Below are 15,920 nucleotides of genomic sequence, written 5' to 3' on the forward strand. Positions count from 1 at the left end.
GCTTGTAATCCGTTGTTCCGTGTCAGTGGAGGCGCATTATAGGGAGTTATTTCAGGCTGACAAGGGGAAATTTAAAATAACTTTCCGAGTGCGTGTTTTTTCACCAAAACAACCATTAACATGCCATAAAATAAGCAAATTGCCGTTTTTGCAGCCGCAATCACACTTCCAGGTGGCATACTAATGAATAAGAAAAAGAGTAAGGAAGAACATTCATGCCGTTAAATGCCCAACAGCTAGCCGCACAGAAAAACTTGTCCTACGTTCTGGCCGAAAAGCTGGCTCAGCGAATATTAAAAGGTGAATACGCGCCGGGTGCGATATTGCCTGGCGAAATAGAGCTGGGCGATCAGTTTGGCGTGAGTCGCACCGCGGTAAGAGAAGCAGTAAAAACATTAACGGCAAAAGGTATGGTATTACCGCGCCCACGTATTGGTACACGCGTCATGCCGCAAGCAAACTGGAACTTCCTTGACCAGGAGCTGCTCACCTGGTGGATGACAGAAGATAATTTCCCGCAGGTCATTAAACATTTTCTGGTGATGCGTATCAGCCTGGAGCCTCAGGCGTGCTTACTGGCAGCGACCATAGGTACGGCTGAACAGAAAGCGCACCTCAACACGCTGATGGAAGAGATGGTCGAGCTGAAAAGAAACTTCAGACGCGAACGCTGGATTGAGGTTGATATCGCCTGGCATGAGCACATCTATGAAATGAGTGCGAATCCGTTCCTTATTTCCTTTGCATCTCTGTTCCATTCTGTTTACCAGACCTACTTTACCTCTATTACCTATAACGATGTGGTGAAACTGGATTTGCACCAGGCCATTGTCGACGCAATAGATGATAACGATGGCGATCGTGCCTTTGCTGCCTGTCAGGCATTGCTGATAGCACCGAACGTGCTACCGGATAAATAATATGTCAGAAAAGAAATCACGCAGTATGGCCGGGCTACCGTGGATAGCAGCCATGGCCTTTTTTATGCAGGCACTAGACGCCACGATCCTCAATACCGCCCTACCCGCAATAGCACATAGTCTTAACCGCTCTCCGCTCGCCATGCAGTCGGCCATTATCAGCTATACCCTGACGGTCGCGATGCTGATCCCGGTAAGTGGTTGGTTGGCAGACCGATTTGGTACCCGACGCATCTTTATGATTGCCGTTAGCCTGTTCACGTTGGGATCGCTGGCCTGTGCGCTGTCCAGTTCCCTAAGCGAGCTGGTGATTTTCCGTGTCATTCAGGGGATCGGTGGCGCCATGATGATGCCCGTTGCCCGTCTGGCGTTATTGCGTGCCTACCCCCGCAGTGAACTGCTTCCCGTGCTTAACTTCGTCACCATGCCAGGACTTGTGGGGCCGATTTTAGGTCCGGTATTGGGCGGTGTACTGGTTACATGGGCCAGTTGGCACTGGATCTTCCTGATTAATATTCCAATTGGCATTGCCGGTATCTTCTATGCCCGCAAATATATGCCGAACTTCACCACGCCACGCCGCAGTTTTGATATGACCGGTTTCTTTCTGTTTGGTTTGAGCCTGGTGTTGTTTTCCAGCGGCGTTGAATTGTTCGGTGAGAAGCTTGTCGAGACCTGGGTCGCACTCGGTATTATTCTTGCAAGTGTGTTGTTACTACTCGCCTATATTCGCCATGCGCGTCGTCACCCAACGCCGCTTATATCGCTTCCGATATTTAAGACTCGAACCTTTTCTGTTGGGATCGCCGGAAACCTCGCCACTCGCCTGGGCACAGGCTGCGTGCCCTTCTTAATGCCGCTGATGTTGCAGGTAGGCTTTGGATATCCGGCTCTGATAGCCGGTTGTATGATGGCGCCAACGGCGTTGGGTTCAATTCTGGCAAAATCCATGGTGACGCAGGTTCTGCGCAAACTCGGCTACAGGACCACATTGGTGGGTGTTACGGTATTTATCGGCCTGATGATTGCGCAGTTCGCTTTGCAATCTCCAGCCATGCCGGTGTGGATGCTGATCCTGCCGCTGTTCATTTTAGGTATGGCGATGTCCACCCAGTTTACCTCAATGAATACTATCACTCTGGCGGATCTGACCGATGAAAACGCCAGCAGCGGCAACAGCGTATTGGCCGTTACTCAGCAGTTATCAATCAGTTTAGGGGTTGCCATCAGCGCCGCCGTTCTGCGTATCTATGAAGGTATGGAAGGAACCAATACGGTCGAGCAGTTCCACTATACCTTTATGACGATGGGCGCTATCACGGTAATATCCGCGCTGATGTTCATGCTGCTAAAAGCCAAAGATGGACGTAACCTGATCAAAGATCGGCACAAACCTAAACCGACCCCCGTTCCATCAGAACAGGAGTAAGCTGCAAACGCTGTTGCTGTAATGCGGGCTGCGCCATCCGGTGAATTAATACATCGATGGCCAGTTCGCCCAATTCATCTTTTGGTTGGTGGATGGTCGTCAGGGGCGGCGTCATATAACGCGCCAGCTCGATATCATCATAACCCACCACAGCCATATCCTGCGGAATGCGCAATCCTGACTGGTACAGAGCCTGATACGCGCCAACTGCCATTGCATCATTGCCTGTAAAAACGGCCTGCGGTCGCTGTTTATGCGACAGCAACGTTTGCATAGCTTCAAAGCCGCCGCCGAACTCAAAGTCACCGGTAATCTCGTAGCCTTCCGGAACAGGCAACCCCGCCCGCTTCATTGCTGCCCGATATCCTTCCAGACGCAAACGCGCCGGGGTTTTATCCAGCGGCCCGGTGATGCAGGCAATGCGCGTAAAACCTTTTTCGATAAGATGTTGCGTGGCTAAATCCCCGCCCAGCAAGGAATTATCCTGAATCAGATCGCTTTCACCATCAAAAGGCGACCAGTCCATCATCACGGTCGGTATAGAAGGATAACGCTGCATTATCTCTCTGGAAGGCTGATGTGTTTCGGTGCAGAGCAGCAACAAGCCGTCCACACGTTTTTGCATCAGAGTTTCCAGATTACGGTTCATGCGCTGTTCATCGCCTTCGGTATTGCACAGCACCAGACTGTAGCCGCGCTCAAAACAGCTACGTTCAACGCCGCGCACTAGTTCAGAATAGAAGGGATTGGTACTGGCAGTGATTAACATGCCAATCGTGCGGGTCTGGTTTAACTTGAGGCTACGCGCCAGCGCTGAGGGCGCGTAGTTCAGCGCTTTAATTGCAGCTTCTACTTTGTCAGTGACGGACTCACTGACAAAGCGATCTTTATTAATGACGTGAGAAACCGTCGACGTGGAAACACCCGCCAGGCGGGCGACGTCCTTCATTGTAGCCAAGCGTTACCTCTGTTGACTTAAAAACGCTTCTATTTCTTCGCGCCACGGAACGGAAGGCTGTGCGCCTTTACGGGTAACCGCTATCGCCGCAGCGGCATGCGCAAAACGGATCGCTTCAGGCAGCGGAGTCTCTTCCAGCAACGCTGTAATTAACGCGCCATTAAAGGTGTCTCCAGCGGCAATAGTATCAACGGCTTCCACTTTAAAACCGGGCACACGCTGACCTTCGCCATTAACGCTGGCCCACACACCGCGACTACCTAAAGTAATCAGTACAGTATGGATACCTTTAGCGTGCAATGCCTGCGCCGCTTTGGCCGCGTCTTCATCATTTTCGACCCGGATCCCCGTCAGCTTTTCAGCCTCGGTTTCATTCGGGGTAATAATATCCACCAGCGCCAGCAGTTCATCAGAAAGTTCACGTGCCGGTGCCGGGTTCAGGGCGACCATGGTCTTATTTTGATGTGCAATCTTTGCCGCAGCCACTACGCTTTCGATCGGCGATTCTAACTGCATAAGTAAGGCGGACGCCTGAGCAATACGCTCATGCTGTGCTTCCACCAACGCTGGCGAAAGAGCTGCGTTCGCTCCGGCATGAATGCCGATAACGTTCTCACCTTCACCATTCACAAAAATCAACGCCACACCGGTCGATTCCCCCGAAATTACGCTAATCGGCGCAATATCGATGTTATCTTTGGCTAACTGTTTACGCACACTTTCGCCAATATCATCATCGCCCGTACAGGCAATGAATGCGATATTCGCGCCACTACGACCCGCAGCAACAGCCTGATTCGCGCCTTTACCGCCAAATGCGACCTGATAATGGCTACCAGTTACGGTTTCACCAGGTGTCGGGAAAGAGTTAAGGTTAAGGATGTGATCGGCATTGATACTGCCAAGAACAACGAGGTTGCCTGCGGTTTTCATATTTGGTGTTCCAAGTCAAAGTGCGCCACCGGGTTAGGGTGGCGCGTGCCCTGCTTTTCTTTTTACGCTTTCATCCCCAAAATCAGATACGGGGATGGCGTATTTATGTCTCCATCAGGCCGCGAGCGACCTGAATCGGTATTACTGCTTGATGACCAGCTTCAGGTCAACCGGATATTTAGCCTGAACCTTCTCGCCTTTCAGGACTTTATCCGCAGTCTCAACGCCTTTCGCGCCGATCTGATCCGGCAACTGAGCAATAGTCGCAGCCAGTTTGCCATCATTTACTGCTTTTTCGCCATCTGGAGTGCCGTCAAATCCAACCACCATCACATCAGATTTACCCGCGGTTTGCAGTGCGCGCAGCGCACCCAGCGCCATTTCATCGTTCTGGGCAAATACGGCCTGCACATCAGGATGCGCGGTCAGCAGGTTCTGCATGACGTTCAGACCTTTGGTGCGGTCGAAGTCTGCCGGCTGGCTGGCCAGTACGTTAAATTTGTGTGCCGCAACGGCCTGCTGGAAACCTTCGCCACGCTCACGCGCCGCTGAAGTTCCGGCAATCCCCTGCAGTTCGATAACTTTCGCGCCTTCACCGGCCTTCTTCGCGATGTAATCACCCGCAATTTTGCCACCCAACACGTTATCAGACGCAATGTGGCTTACCACTTCGCCTTTGGAGGCAACACGGTCAAGGGTAATAACCGGAATTTTTGCCTGGTTAGCCATCTTCACCGCATTACCAACGGCATCAGAGTCAGTCGGGTTGATCAGCAGAATTTTAGTTCCACGAACCGTTAAGTCCTGAACGTTAGCCAGCTCTTTCGCCGGGTTGTTCTGCGAGTCCAGAATCACCAGGTTGTAACCCAGCTTATCCGCCTCTTTTTGCGCCCCATCCTTCAGAGAAACAAAGAACGGGTTGTTGAGGGTGGAGACCACCAGCGCAATGGTATCTTTCGCCATCGCATTCGCGCTCACGGTGGCGCTCAGCGCAACAGCAGAAACCAGGGTAGCCAGTTTTTTCATGTTCATATTTAAGATGTCCTGTAATCGTTGTTACTGCTTTTTGTTGTCTACCAGTACCGCCAGCAAAATCACCACCGCTTTGACGATCATCTGGTAATAGGAGGATACACCTAACAAATTCAAACCATTATTGAGGAAACCAAGAATCAATGCGCCGATCAGCGTCCCAACAATACGTCCTTTACCACCCGCCAGGCTGGTACCGCCTAACACTACCGCTGCGATCGCATCCAGCTCATAGCCAGTACCTGCTGTTGGTTGCGCAGAGGAGAGGCGCGCGACTTCAATGATGCCCGCCAGCGATGCCAGCAGACCGCACAGTGAGTAAACGATAATTTTGATTTTACTGACGCTGATACCAGACAAACGCGTTGCCGCTTCGTTACCGCCCAGCGCGTAGATATAACGGCCCAGACGAGTGTGGTGCAGCATGTACCACGCCGCGAGGAAGACAATCCCCATGATCCACACTGGCGTAGGGATGCCTAACGGACGACCAATACCAAACCAGCCAAACAGATCGGCATTGTCAGTAAATCCGGTATTAACCGGACTGCCGTTGGTGTACACCATGGTCACGCCGCGCAGCAGCAGCATCATCACCAGCGTTGCAATAAACGCCTGCACCCGACCTTTCGCAACAATCACCCCGGTGACTGCACCAATGGCAGCGCCGAGCGCCAGGGCTGCAGCAACAGCCACCAGCGCATTGACCTCAATCCCTACAATTGAAGCCGCAACCGCGCCGGTAAGCGCCAGCAAGGAACCGACGGACAGATCGATACCCGACGTCAGGATAACCAGCGTCATGCCAACGGCCATGATAGCGTTCACCGACGTTTGCTGGAGAATGTTGAAAAGGTTATTAACGGTAAAAAAGTTAGGGCTCATGGTGGAAACAATCGCGATCAGCACTAACAGAGCGATGAGCGACTTTTGCTCCAGAAGCCATGCTTTAGTGAAATAACGGCGACCAGAAACAGCCTGGGTAGTCATCTTTTTTACTCCTGATTCACGCGATTAAGCTTGCCCACAGCGGCAGCCATTAATACTTCCTGAGTGGCCTGCTCGCGAGTGAACTCACCGCCGAGATGCCCTTCATGCATAACGATAATTCGATCGCTCATGCCCAATACTTCTGGCATCTCAGAGGAGACCAGAATGATGCTCAGCCCGTCAGCCTTAAACTGGTTGATAAGCTGATAGATTTCTTTCTTGGCTCCAACGTCAACGCCGCGCGTTGGTTCATCAAGGATCAGCACTTTTGGCCGCGTCATCAGACCGCGCGCAATCGCCACTTTCTGCTGGTTACCACCGGACAGCAGGCCGATAGCCTGTTCCATTGATGGTGTTTTAACATTGAACAGACGAATAAAATCACCCACCGCCTGCTGCTCATCTTTATGTTTAAGGCTTCCACCGGCGCGGCTGAAATAACGCAGCGCGGTCAGTGACATGTTCTCTTTCACCGACATGCCCAGCACTAAACCATCGCGTTTACGGTCTTCAGAAATATAGACGATGCCGTTAGCCAACCCATCCTGCGGCGAACGGGTAACCACTTCATGGCCATCAAGCGTGACGTAACCGCTGGTGCGCGGCAATGCGCCGTACAACACTTTCATCAGTTCGGTTCGTCCGGCCCCCATCAGCCCGGATACGCCAAGGATCTCGCCTTTACGCAGCGTGAACGAAACATCGTTTACGCCAGGGCCACACAGGTTATCGACCTTCAGGCGAATATCACCCGGCGCTTTTTCCAGACGCGGGTACTGATCTTCCAGCTTACGTCCCACCATCATTTCAATCAGCGAGTCTTCGGTCAGCGAGGCAACTTCACGTTCGGCAATAAACTGCCCGTCACGGAAGACGGTTACGTCGTCGCAAATCTCGAAGATCTCTTTCATGCGGTGAGAAATATAGACAATGCCGCGTCCCTGGGATTTCAGTTCGCGAATGACGCGGAACAGGGATTCGGTTTCGGTATCGGTGAGGGCATCCGTCGGTTCATCCATAATGATGACTTTCGATTCAAAGCTCAGCACTTTGGCAATTTCGACCATCTGCTGATCGCCAATCGACAGCTCACCAACCAGTCTGTCGCTTTTAAAGCGCAGATTCAGTTTGGCGAGCAGCAGATCGGCTTCGGCGTACATCTTCTTCCAGTCAATTTTGCCAAAGCGATTCACAAACTCACGGCCAAGAAAAATGTTCTCGGCGATAGTGAGTTGCGGGATCAGGTTCAGCTCCTGGTGGATGATACCGATACCAGCTTCCTGAGAGGATTTAGGGCCATTAAAGGTGGTTTCTTTCCCCAGCCACAATAAAGAACCGGCATCACGGGTATAGATCCCGGTCAGCACTTTCATCATGGTGGATTTGCCCGCGCCATTTTCGCCCACCAGCGCCATTACGCGGCCAGGGTAGACATTCAACGCGGCGCCGGATAGCGCTTTTACGCCCGGGAACGCTTTATCGATCCCTTTAAGTTGCAGTAATGCGTTCATGATGGCCTCAGAACGTGACGCCAGCACAGAGAATGATATTCGCATACGGAGAACATTCTCCGCTGCGAATTACCGCCTGACTGTCTGCGGTTTGTTTTTTGAATTGTTCATGCGTGGTGTAACGAATTTCTATGGTGTTTCCCTGGTGTTGTTGCAGTTGCTCAATGTGGCTGAGCAACGTTTCGTGGAGTTGCGGATTATGTTGTTTAATTTCCGACGCGAGAATGGCCGCCTCGACCTGCATTTCACGTGTGACCACATCCAGTACCTGCATAAAAGAAGGTATGCCCTGGGTTAATGCCATATCAATACGCGTTGTGCTGTTCGGGATGGGTAAACCTGCATCACACACCACCAGCGTATCGGTATGCCCCAGACGGGAGATCACCGTTGAAATTTCAGAGTTGAGTACCGTGCCTTTCTTCATTTTCTTTCCCCACTAGCGAAACGTTTCGCTGGAGATAAGTGTAGTGCGAAGAGTGGACAGAAAACCACCGCGACGTTACGAAAATGTGATCGCCATCGAAACGTTTCGCAAGGATTATCATTCGATGAAATGAAAACTGAGAGGGGCAAAACAAAACGCCCCCTTTCGCGATGAAAGAGGGCGTCGATGAGATTAAATCTCTACCTGAGTACCAAGCTCAATAACCCGGTTCGGTGGGATTTCAAACTGGTCCGGCGCGCGCAGCGCGTTGCGCTGTAGCAGCAGATACAGCTTGCCGCGCAGACGCAGGTACCATGGCCGCTTGCCAACAATCAACGACTCATGCGACATGAAGAAGGACGTTTCCATCATCCGACAACTTAAGCCTTCCAGACCGCAGCGATGGAACACTTCCTCCACGTTCGGCGTTTCGCGCCAACCGTAGCTGGCCACCACGCGCCAGAAGGTGGGCGATAACTGCTCAATCTGCACTCTACGCACGTTGTGAACATAGGGCGCATCTTCCGTGCGCAGCGTCAGCAGAATAACGCGCTCATGCAGCACCTTGTTATGCTTGAGGTTATGCAGAAGTGCAAACGGGATGACGTTCAGTGCGCGGGACATATACACCGCCGTTCCCGGCACGCGTACCGGTGGCGATTTCTCCAGAGAAGCAATCATCGCCTCCAGAGAGTTACCGTGCTCATGCATGCGACGCAGCAGACGGAAGCGTTCGCTTTTCCAGGTGGTCATGATGGTGAACATCACCAGACCCAGCGTCAGAGGCAGCCAACCGCCGGAAATAAGCTTATCGAGGTTCGCGGAGAACAGCGGAACATCGACGCACAAGAACGCCACCAGGATCAGGAAGACGAAGTATTTATTCCAGTGCCAGTTTTTGCGCGCCACGGTGGTCGACAGAATTGAAGTCAGTACCATCGTCCCCGTTACCGCAATCCCATACGCCGCAGCAAGATTACTGGAGTGTTCAAAGCTCACTATCACGATAACTACCGCAAAATAGAGCATCCAGTTAACGAAAGGAATGTAAATCTGGCCCGATTCCATTTCCGAGGTATGGATGATACGCATCGGCGATAAATACCCCAGACGTACGGCCTGACGCGTCAGCGAGAAGACGCCGGAGATAACCGCCTGAGAGGCGATGACCGTTGCCAGCGCGGCGAGGATCAACAATGGAATTAATGCCCAGTCCGGCGCCAGCAGGAAAAACGGGTTTTTGATTGCTTCAGGATGCTTTAACAGCAACGCGCCCTGCCCAAAATAGTTCAGCACCAGTGAAGGCAATACCACGGAGAACCATGCCAGACGAATCGGCAATTTACCGAAGTGGCCCATATCCGCATACAGCGCTTCAACACCTGTAATCGACAGCACCACCGCACCCAGCGCGATAAAGGACAGCGTTTTGAATTCGAGGAAGAAATGCACCGCCCAATACGGATTGAGCGCCTGCAGTACTTCCGGATTGCCAATAATACTGCGCACGCCTAATACCGCGAGCGTCAGGAACCATAGCAGCATAATCGGCGCAAACAGCTTACCGACCATACCGGTACCGTGTTTTTGAATCAAAAACAGCAGGGTCAGCACAATTATTGAGAGCGGAACAATCCAGGTATCCAGTTGCGGGGCAACTATCTCCAGACCTTCAATCGCAGACATCACCGAAATGGCTGGCGTAATCACCACTTCACCATAAAAGAAGCTGCCGCCTATCAATCCCATAATGACCAGCATGGAGGTTGTTCGCGCCGAGGTATTGCGCCCGGCCAATGACATCAGCGTCAGGATCCCGCCTTCTCCGGCGTTATCTGCGCGCATGACAAACGTCAGGTATTTAATGGAGACAACAAAGATCAGCAGCCAGAAAATCAGCGAGAGAAAACCAAATACGGCATCATGTTCAACGCCAAAACCAAACTGGCCGGACAAACATTCACGAAGCGTATAAAGTGGGCTGGTACCAATATCACCGTAGACAACCCCAATGGCCGCAAGGGTAATCGCAGACAATGATTGTTTATTATCAGTGCTCATAGACTCGTCTTTCGTTTATACACATCATCTTTCAAGCCACTCCGTGTGGGCTGCATTCGTTATTCCCCCCATCCCAGAAGAAAACTCCATTGCCGCCTTGGTGCAGCTTGATTGATTTGGTGTATATATAAGAAATGTGTGCGTCGTCCCTTGGCCCACAAAAAGGCGCACAGTATGCACGATTAATCACAAAATCGTACCCCTAAATGAGACCAGATTAATCTGGCTCAAAGAAAAATAAGCGCACCTTCAGTCTATTACTGCAATGGTGTGAAGCATCTATACTCGCAGTTTATGCAGTACATTTGGCGAAAGGACGCCACTTCATTATGGCTCACCCACATTTATTAGCGGAAAGAATTTCCCGTCTGAGCAATGCGCTGGAAAAGGGACTTTATGAACGTAGCCACGCCATTCGTCTGTGTCTGCTGGCAGCACTCAGCGGCGAGAGCGTTTTCTTATTAGGCCCCCCGGGGATCGCAAAAAGCTTAATTGCCCGCCGACTGAAGTTTGCCTTCCAAAACGCACGCGCTTTTGAATACCTGATGACGCGCTTCTCTACGCCCGAAGAGGTGTTTGGTCCGCTGTCCATTCAGGCCCTTAAAGACGAAGGTCGCTATGAACGCTTAACGGCGGGCTATCTTCCTGAAGCTGAAATCGTTTTTCTCGATGAAATCTGGAAAGCAGGCCCGGCAATTCTTAACACCCTGTTGACCGCCATTAACGAACGTCATTTCCGTAACGGCGCGTATGAAGAAAAAATTCCGATGCGTCTGCTGGTGGCTGCTTCCAACGAACTGCCTGAAGCCGACAGCAGCCTGGAAGCGCTGTACGACCGTATGCTGATTCGTCTGTGGCTGGATAAAGTTCAGGACAAGGCCAATTTCCGCTCCATGCTGTTAAGTCAGCAGGATGAAAGCGACAATCCGGTCCCGGCATCATTGCAGGTGACGGATGAAGAGTATCACCAGTGGCAAAAAGACATTAGTGCGATCAAGCTTCCCGATCGCGTGTTTGAGCTCATTTTCACGCTGCGCCAGCAGTTAGACGTGTTACCGAATGCTCCTTATGTGTCCGATCGTCGCTGGAAAAAAGCGATCCGCTTACTCCAGGCAAGTGCTTTCTTTAGCGGACGCGATGCGGTAGTACCTATCGACCTGATCCTGCTGAAAGATTGCCTGTGGTACGACGCGCAAAGCCTTAATCTGATGCAACAGCAGCTTGAAATATTGATGACCGGACACGCCTGGCAACAGCAAGCCATGCTGACGCGCCTGGGCAGCATTGTGCAGCGCCGCATTCAGCTCCAGCAGCAGCAAAGCGACAAAACGGCGTTCACGGTGATCCGCCAGGGCGGAATGTTCAGCCGTCGTCCTCATTATGATTTACCGCCAGAAGCCTCGTCTTCTGTCGTGACATTACTGCTGCAAAAGCCTTTAAAACTGCATGATATGGAGGTTATCCATATAGCTTTCGAACGTGGCGCACTGGAACTGTGGCTAACAAAAGGCGGTGAGATCCGCGGAAAACTAAACGGAATAGGCTTTGCCCAAACGCTGAATATGGAAGTCGATAGCGCACAGCATCTGGTTGTGCGCGATGTCAGTTTACAAGGTTCTCGCCTGGCGCTGCCGGGTGCTTCGCAAGAGAGTATGCCCGCAGAGATAAAACAGGAGCTTGAGGCGCTCGATAACGAGTGGCATCAGCAGCACAGCGCATTCAGCGAACAGCAAAAATGCCTGTTTATTCATAGCGACTGGTTAGGCCGCATTGAGGCCAGCCTGCAGGATGTCGGGGCGCAAATCCGCCAGGCACAACAATGCTGACCCTTGATACGCTCAACATCATGCTGGCAGTCAGCGAAGAGGCGATGATCGAAGAGATGATCGTCGCCCTGCTGGCTTCCCCAAAGATGGTGGTATTTTTTAAAAAATTTCCTCGCCTTAAAAAAGCGATCACTGACGACATTCCCCGCTGGCGTGAATCATTGCGTAGCCGCCTCAAAGATACCCATGTACCGCCGGAGCTGATGGAGGAGGTTATGTGCTATCAACAAAGCCAGCTCCTCTCTCATGCGCAGTTTATCGTTCAGCTACCGCAAATATTATCGCTATTGCACCGCCTTCATTCGCCCTGGGCCGGGCAAGCGCAGCAACTGGTTAATGACAACAGTACCTTTACACCCGCCCTACATACGCTTTTTCTCCAGCGCTGGCGCCTGAGCCTGGTGGTGCAAACCACAACGCTGAATCAGCAACTGCTGGAAGAAGAGCGCGAGCATTTGCTCAGTGAAGTTCAGGAACGGATGACCCTTAGCGGGCAACTGGAACCCGTTCTGGCAGAAAATGACAACGCAGCAGGTCGGTTGTGGGATATGAGCGCGGGCCAAATCAAGCGCGGTGATTATCAGTTGATGGTGAAATACGGCGAATTTCTGACGCAACAACCCGAACTCCAGCGTCTGGCTGAGCAGTTAGGACGTTCCAGAGAAGCGAAATCCGTGCCGCGTAAAGATGCGCCAATGGAAACCTTCCGTACCCTGGTGCGCGAACCGGCAACCGTCCCGGAGCAGGTGGATGGCATCCAGCAAAGTGACGATATCCTGCGCCTGCTACCGCCAGAACTGGCCACGTTGGGTATTACCGAACTGGAATACGAGTTCTACCGAAGGCTGGTGGAAAAGCAACTGCTGACCTACCGCCTGCACGGCGAAGCATGGCGCGAGAAAGTAACAGAACGTCCGGTGGTGCATCAGGATTTTGACGAGCAGCCGCGCGGACCTTTTATCGTCTGCGTTGATACATCAGGATCGATGGGCGGATTTAATGAGCAGTGTGCGAAAGCCTTTTGCCTGGCGCTAATGCGCGTCGCCCTTGCCGATAACCGGCGCTGTTTCATTATGCTGTTTTCAACAGAAGTGGTGCGCTATGAGCTTTCCGGTCCGGAGGGCATCGAACAGGCGATCCGCTTTTTAAGTCAGCGCTTTCGTGGCGGTACTGATATTGCCAGCTGTTTTCGCGCCATTATTGAACGCATGCAGGGTCGGGAATGGTTTGATGCCGATGCGGTGGTTATCTCAGATTTTATCGCTCAGCGATTGCCCGATGAAGTAGTCAGCAAAGTGGGAGAATTACAGCGGGTGCACCAGCACCGTTTTCATGCGGTAGCGATGTCAGCACATGGCAAACCCGGCATCATGCGCATTTTCGATCATATCTGGCGCTTTGATACCGGGATGCGAAGCCGCCTGCTCAGACGCTGGCGGCGTTAATTGTTACAGCAGAGAAGCGACGCTTTCACGAACCTGGGCCGGCCATACGCCACACTGAACCTGACCAATGTGCGGTAATTGCAGCAACAGCATGGTCAGACGCGACTGCCCAATGCCGCCACCAATTGTCTGCGGCATTTCACCGCGCAGCAGCGCCTGGTGCCACTCCAGACTCAGGCGATCTTCATCACCGGTCAGAGACAGCTGGTGTTTCAGGGCGTCAGCATCCACACGGATCCCCATAGAAGACAGCTCAAACGCATCTTCCAGAACCGGGTTCCAGACCAGAATATCACCGTTCAGACCGGCATGACCCAGCTCGGACGCTGAACTCCAGTCATCATAATCCGGCGCACGTACGTCATGACGGTGACCGTCACTGAGCTTGCCGCCGATCCCCACCAGGAATACCGCACCCAGCTCTTTAGCGATCGCACGTTCACGACCTTTTGCATCAAGATCCGGATAACGAGATAACAGCTCCTGGCTATGAACAAAGTGGATCTGCTCTGGCAGGAACGGTGCCAGACCAAACTCTTTGCTAACCGCAGCTTCGGTGGCCTTAATTCCCGCCCAGATAGCCTCTACCGTGCTTTTCAGAGTGGAGAATTGACGCTCACCGTCGCCCATCACGCGCTCCCAGTCCCACTGGTCAACGTACACTGAGTGCAGCGGGGAGAGGCGATCTTCATCGGGACGCAGGGCTTTCATGTGCGTGTACAGCCCCTCGCCTGCGCTAAAGTCGTGTTGTCCTAACGTTTGACGCTTCCACTTCGCCAGTGAATGAACCACTTCGAATTGAGCGTCTGGCAATGCTTTAACCTTCACCTGCACCGCTTTTTCACAGCCTGACAAGTTATCCTGCGTGCCATCTCCAACGCGGCTGAGGATCGGCGCCTGAACTTCGATCAGGCCTAAACGCTCTTCCAGCTGGCGAGAAAAATGAGATTTTACGAAGCTAATTTGACGTTGTTTGGCAATGTAAGCGGTTTTCATTATGTGTACTCCTGTGTCCTGTTGCCTATGATTAAGCAACAGAATGGAGGTAATATTCAATAATCAACAAACAAAAAGCCGACTTCGATTTTGATTCGTTAAAAATTACGTCTAAAATAGAGGGAATCATTAATCTACATAAGAAAAACCTATGGAAAATTATCAGATCGACAATCTGGACCGCGGCATTCTTGACGCCTTAATGGAAAATGCTCGTACCGCCTACGCAGAATTAGCCAAACAGTTCGGCGTCAGCCCAGGAACAATTCACGTTCGCGTAGAAAAGATGAAGCAGGCGGGGATTATTACCGGCGCGCGGATTGATGTCAGTCCCAAACAATTGGGTTATGACGTCGGCTGCTTTATCGGCATCATCCTGAAAAGTGCGAAAGACTATCCGTCAGCGCTGGCCAGACTGGAAAGCCTCGATGAAGTGACCGAAGCGTATTACACCACCGGGCACTACAGCATCTTTATTAAGGTGATGTGCAAGTCGATCGACGCATTGCAGCAGGTACTTATCAACAAGATCCAAACAATTGACGAAATTCAGTCCACTGAAACCCTGATCGTCCTGCAAAACCCGATCATGCGTACCATCAAGCCATGATCGGTTTTTTTAATCCCCTATTTTTCCACAGGTAGATCCCAGCTCGCTCACAGCGTACAATACGCCCTCTTTATAAAGGTGGGCGATCATGGCAGACATCACTCTTATCAGCGGTAGTACGCTTGGCAGTGCGGAATATGTAGCAGAGCATCTGGCTGAAAAGCTGGACGACGCCGGTTTTTCCAGCGAAATACTGCATGGGCCAATGCTTGAAGAGGTTCCGACTGACGGGATCTGGCTGATTATCAGCTCCACGCACGGTGCGGGAGATATTCCTGACAACCTACAGCCTTTATATGATGCGTTACGCGAGCAAAAGCCGGACCTGTCACAAGTGCGCTTTGGTGCAATCGGGATAGGCAGTCGTGAATATGACACCTTTTGCGGCGCAATCGACAAGCTGGAAGCCGAATTGAAGGCCTGTGGGGCAAAACAGATCGGCGAAACACTCAGGATCAACGTACTGGAACATGAAATTCCGGAAGATCCGGCTGAAATTTGGCTGGGATCGTGGCATCCGTTGCTCAGAGATTTGTAAAGATCGTACTTTTTTATGTGGATAACTCTGGTTAAAAGCTTGGATCAACCGGTAGTTATCCCAAGAACAACCGTTGTTCAGTTTTTGAGTTGTGTATAACCCTTCATTCTGATCCCAGCTTATACGGACCAGGATCACCGATCATTCACAGCTAATGATCCTCAGCAACCTGTTGATCTTACTTAAAGGATCGTCCTTATCCACAGAAAGGTGCGATCCTAATAAGAGATCACAATAAAACAGA

General features: G+C 51.7%; 14 protein-coding genes. 6 read left to right on the forward strand and 8 right to left on the reverse strand.

The annotated features are described in order from the left end of the window. Window positions 1-215 precede the first annotated feature (215 nt). Entirely contained in the window at window positions 216-920 is a 705-nt protein-coding gene (locus OGY72_RS07825) for a FadR/GntR family transcriptional regulator (protein ID WP_003023753.1), read from the forward strand. Between the two features lies 1 nt (window position 921). Continuing rightward, the gene (gene mdtD / locus OGY72_RS07830; RefSeq protein ID WP_286547538.1) at window positions 922-2,349 is read left to right on the forward strand and encodes a multidrug transporter subunit MdtD; all 1,428 of its coding nucleotides are present in this window, start codon (window positions 922-924) and stop codon (window positions 2,347-2,349) included. Here mdtD and rbsR read toward each other — a convergent pair. From rbsR to kup, 7 genes are all read right to left on the reverse strand, one after another. Further along, the gene (gene rbsR, locus OGY72_RS07835) at window positions 2,315-3,307 is read right to left on the reverse strand and encodes a ribose operon transcriptional repressor RbsR (protein WP_003023757.1); all 993 of its coding nucleotides are present in this window, start codon (window positions 3,305-3,307) and stop codon (window positions 2,315-2,317) included. The two genes, mdtD and rbsR, sit on opposite strands and share 35 nt — an antisense overlap. A gap of 3 nt (window positions 3,308-3,310) precedes the next feature. Further along, the gene (gene rbsK / locus OGY72_RS07840) at window positions 3,311-4,240 is read right to left on the reverse strand and encodes a ribokinase (RefSeq protein ID WP_286547539.1); all 930 of its coding nucleotides are present in this window, start codon (window positions 4,238-4,240) and stop codon (window positions 3,311-3,313) included. Window positions 4,241-4,381: 141 nt separating this feature from the next. Continuing rightward, a complete protein-coding gene (rbsB, locus tag OGY72_RS07845) occupies window positions 4,382-5,272 on the reverse strand; it encodes a ribose ABC transporter substrate-binding protein RbsB (RefSeq protein ID WP_003023760.1) in 891 nt (296 codons plus the stop codon). 24 nt (window positions 5,273-5,296) lie between these two features. Next, window positions 5,297-6,262 carry a ribose ABC transporter permease gene (gene rbsC, locus OGY72_RS07850; RefSeq protein ID WP_003826999.1) on the reverse strand — a complete coding sequence of 322 codons (966 nt, stop codon included), beginning with the start codon at window positions 6,260-6,262 and terminating at the stop codon, window positions 5,297-5,299. 5 nt (window positions 6,263-6,267) lie between these two features. Continuing rightward, window positions 6,268-7,773, reverse strand: coding sequence for a ribose ABC transporter ATP-binding protein RbsA (gene rbsA / locus OGY72_RS07855; protein WP_003023764.1), 1,506 nt, complete (start codon window positions 7,771-7,773; stop codon window positions 6,268-6,270). A gap of 7 nt (window positions 7,774-7,780) precedes the next feature. Continuing rightward, on the reverse strand, window positions 7,781-8,200 hold the full coding sequence (gene rbsD / locus OGY72_RS07860) for a D-ribose pyranase (RefSeq protein ID WP_148362643.1): 420 nt from the start codon (window positions 8,198-8,200) through the stop codon (window positions 7,781-7,783). A 192-nt stretch (window positions 8,201-8,392) separates the two neighbouring features. Then, the gene (gene kup, locus OGY72_RS07865) at window positions 8,393-10,261 is read right to left on the reverse strand and encodes a low affinity potassium transporter Kup (RefSeq protein WP_286547540.1); all 1,869 of its coding nucleotides are present in this window, start codon (window positions 10,259-10,261) and stop codon (window positions 8,393-8,395) included. A gap of 329 nt (window positions 10,262-10,590) precedes the next feature. Here kup and ravA point away from each other — a divergent pair, with 329 nt between their 5' ends. Beyond that, window positions 10,591-12,087, forward strand: coding sequence for an ATPase RavA (gene ravA, locus OGY72_RS07870; RefSeq protein ID WP_148362644.1), 1,497 nt, complete (start codon window positions 10,591-10,593; stop codon window positions 12,085-12,087). Further along, a complete protein-coding gene (viaA, locus tag OGY72_RS07875; RefSeq protein ID WP_003827006.1) occupies window positions 12,081-13,532 on the forward strand; it encodes an ATPase RavA stimulator ViaA in 1,452 nt (483 codons plus the stop codon). Before ravA ends, viaA begins: the two co-directional genes overlap by 7 nt. 3 nt (window positions 13,533-13,535) lie before the next feature. Here viaA and asnA read toward each other — a convergent pair whose 3' ends face one another. Next, window positions 13,536-14,528: an aspartate--ammonia ligase gene (asnA, locus tag OGY72_RS07880; protein WP_003827009.1), complete on the reverse strand. Its 993-nt coding sequence runs from the start codon at window positions 14,526-14,528 to the stop codon at window positions 13,536-13,538. Between the two features lie 151 nt (window positions 14,529-14,679). On the opposite strand from asnA, the gene asnC reads away from it, so the two are divergent. Together asnC and mioC are read left to right on the forward strand one after the other, a co-directional pair. Next, window positions 14,680-15,138, forward strand: coding sequence for a transcriptional regulator AsnC (gene asnC, locus OGY72_RS07885; protein WP_003023780.1), 459 nt, complete (start codon window positions 14,680-14,682; stop codon window positions 15,136-15,138). A gap of 88 nt (window positions 15,139-15,226) precedes the next feature. Further along, on the forward strand, window positions 15,227-15,676 hold the full coding sequence (mioC, locus tag OGY72_RS07890) for an FMN-binding protein MioC (protein WP_003827013.1): 450 nt from the start codon (window positions 15,227-15,229) through the stop codon (window positions 15,674-15,676). Window positions 15,677-15,920 lie beyond the last annotated feature (244 nt).

The sequence above is a fragment of the Citrobacter sp. Cpo221 genome (genome assembly GCF_030332345.1).
Taxonomy (GTDB): Bacteria; Pseudomonadota; Gammaproteobacteria; order Enterobacterales; family Enterobacteriaceae; genus Citrobacter; species Citrobacter portucalensis.

Bases quoted from the DNA above. Each gene is read 5' to 3' on its own strand.
- OGY72_RS07825 (WP_003023753.1), top strand. From the start codon at position 216: ATGCCGTTAAATGCCCAACAGCTAGCCGCACAGAAAAACTTGTCCTAC.
- mdtD (WP_286547538.1), top strand. From the start codon at position 922: ATGTCAGAAAAGAAATCACGCAGTATGGCCGGGCTACCGTGGATAGCA.
- rbsK (WP_286547539.1), bottom strand. From the start codon at position 4,240: ATGAAAACCGCAGGCAACCTCGTTGTTCTTGGCAGTATCAATGCCGAT.
- rbsB (WP_003023760.1), bottom strand. From the start codon at position 5,272: ATGAACATGAAAAAACTGGCTACCCTGGTTTCTGCTGTTGCGCTGAGC.
- rbsC (WP_003826999.1), bottom strand. From the start codon at position 6,262: ATGACTACCCAGGCTGTTTCTGGTCGCCGTTATTTCACTAAAGCATGG.
- rbsA (WP_003023764.1), bottom strand. From the start codon at position 7,773: ATGAACGCATTACTGCAACTTAAAGGGATCGATAAAGCGTTCCCGGGC.
- rbsD (WP_148362643.1), bottom strand. From the start codon at position 8,200: ATGAAGAAAGGCACGGTACTCAACTCTGAAATTTCAACGGTGATCTCC.
- kup (WP_286547540.1), bottom strand. From the start codon at position 10,261: ATGAGCACTGATAATAAACAATCATTGTCTGCGATTACCCTTGCGGCC.
- ravA (WP_148362644.1), top strand. From the start codon at position 10,591: ATGGCTCACCCACATTTATTAGCGGAAAGAATTTCCCGTCTGAGCAAT.
- viaA (WP_003827006.1), top strand. From the start codon at position 12,081: ATGCTGACCCTTGATACGCTCAACATCATGCTGGCAGTCAGCGAAGAG.
- asnA (WP_003827009.1), bottom strand. From the start codon at position 14,528: ATGAAAACCGCTTACATTGCCAAACAACGTCAAATTAGCTTCGTAAAA.
- asnC (WP_003023780.1), top strand. From the start codon at position 14,680: ATGGAAAATTATCAGATCGACAATCTGGACCGCGGCATTCTTGACGCC.
- mioC (WP_003827013.1), top strand. From the start codon at position 15,227: ATGGCAGACATCACTCTTATCAGCGGTAGTACGCTTGGCAGTGCGGAA.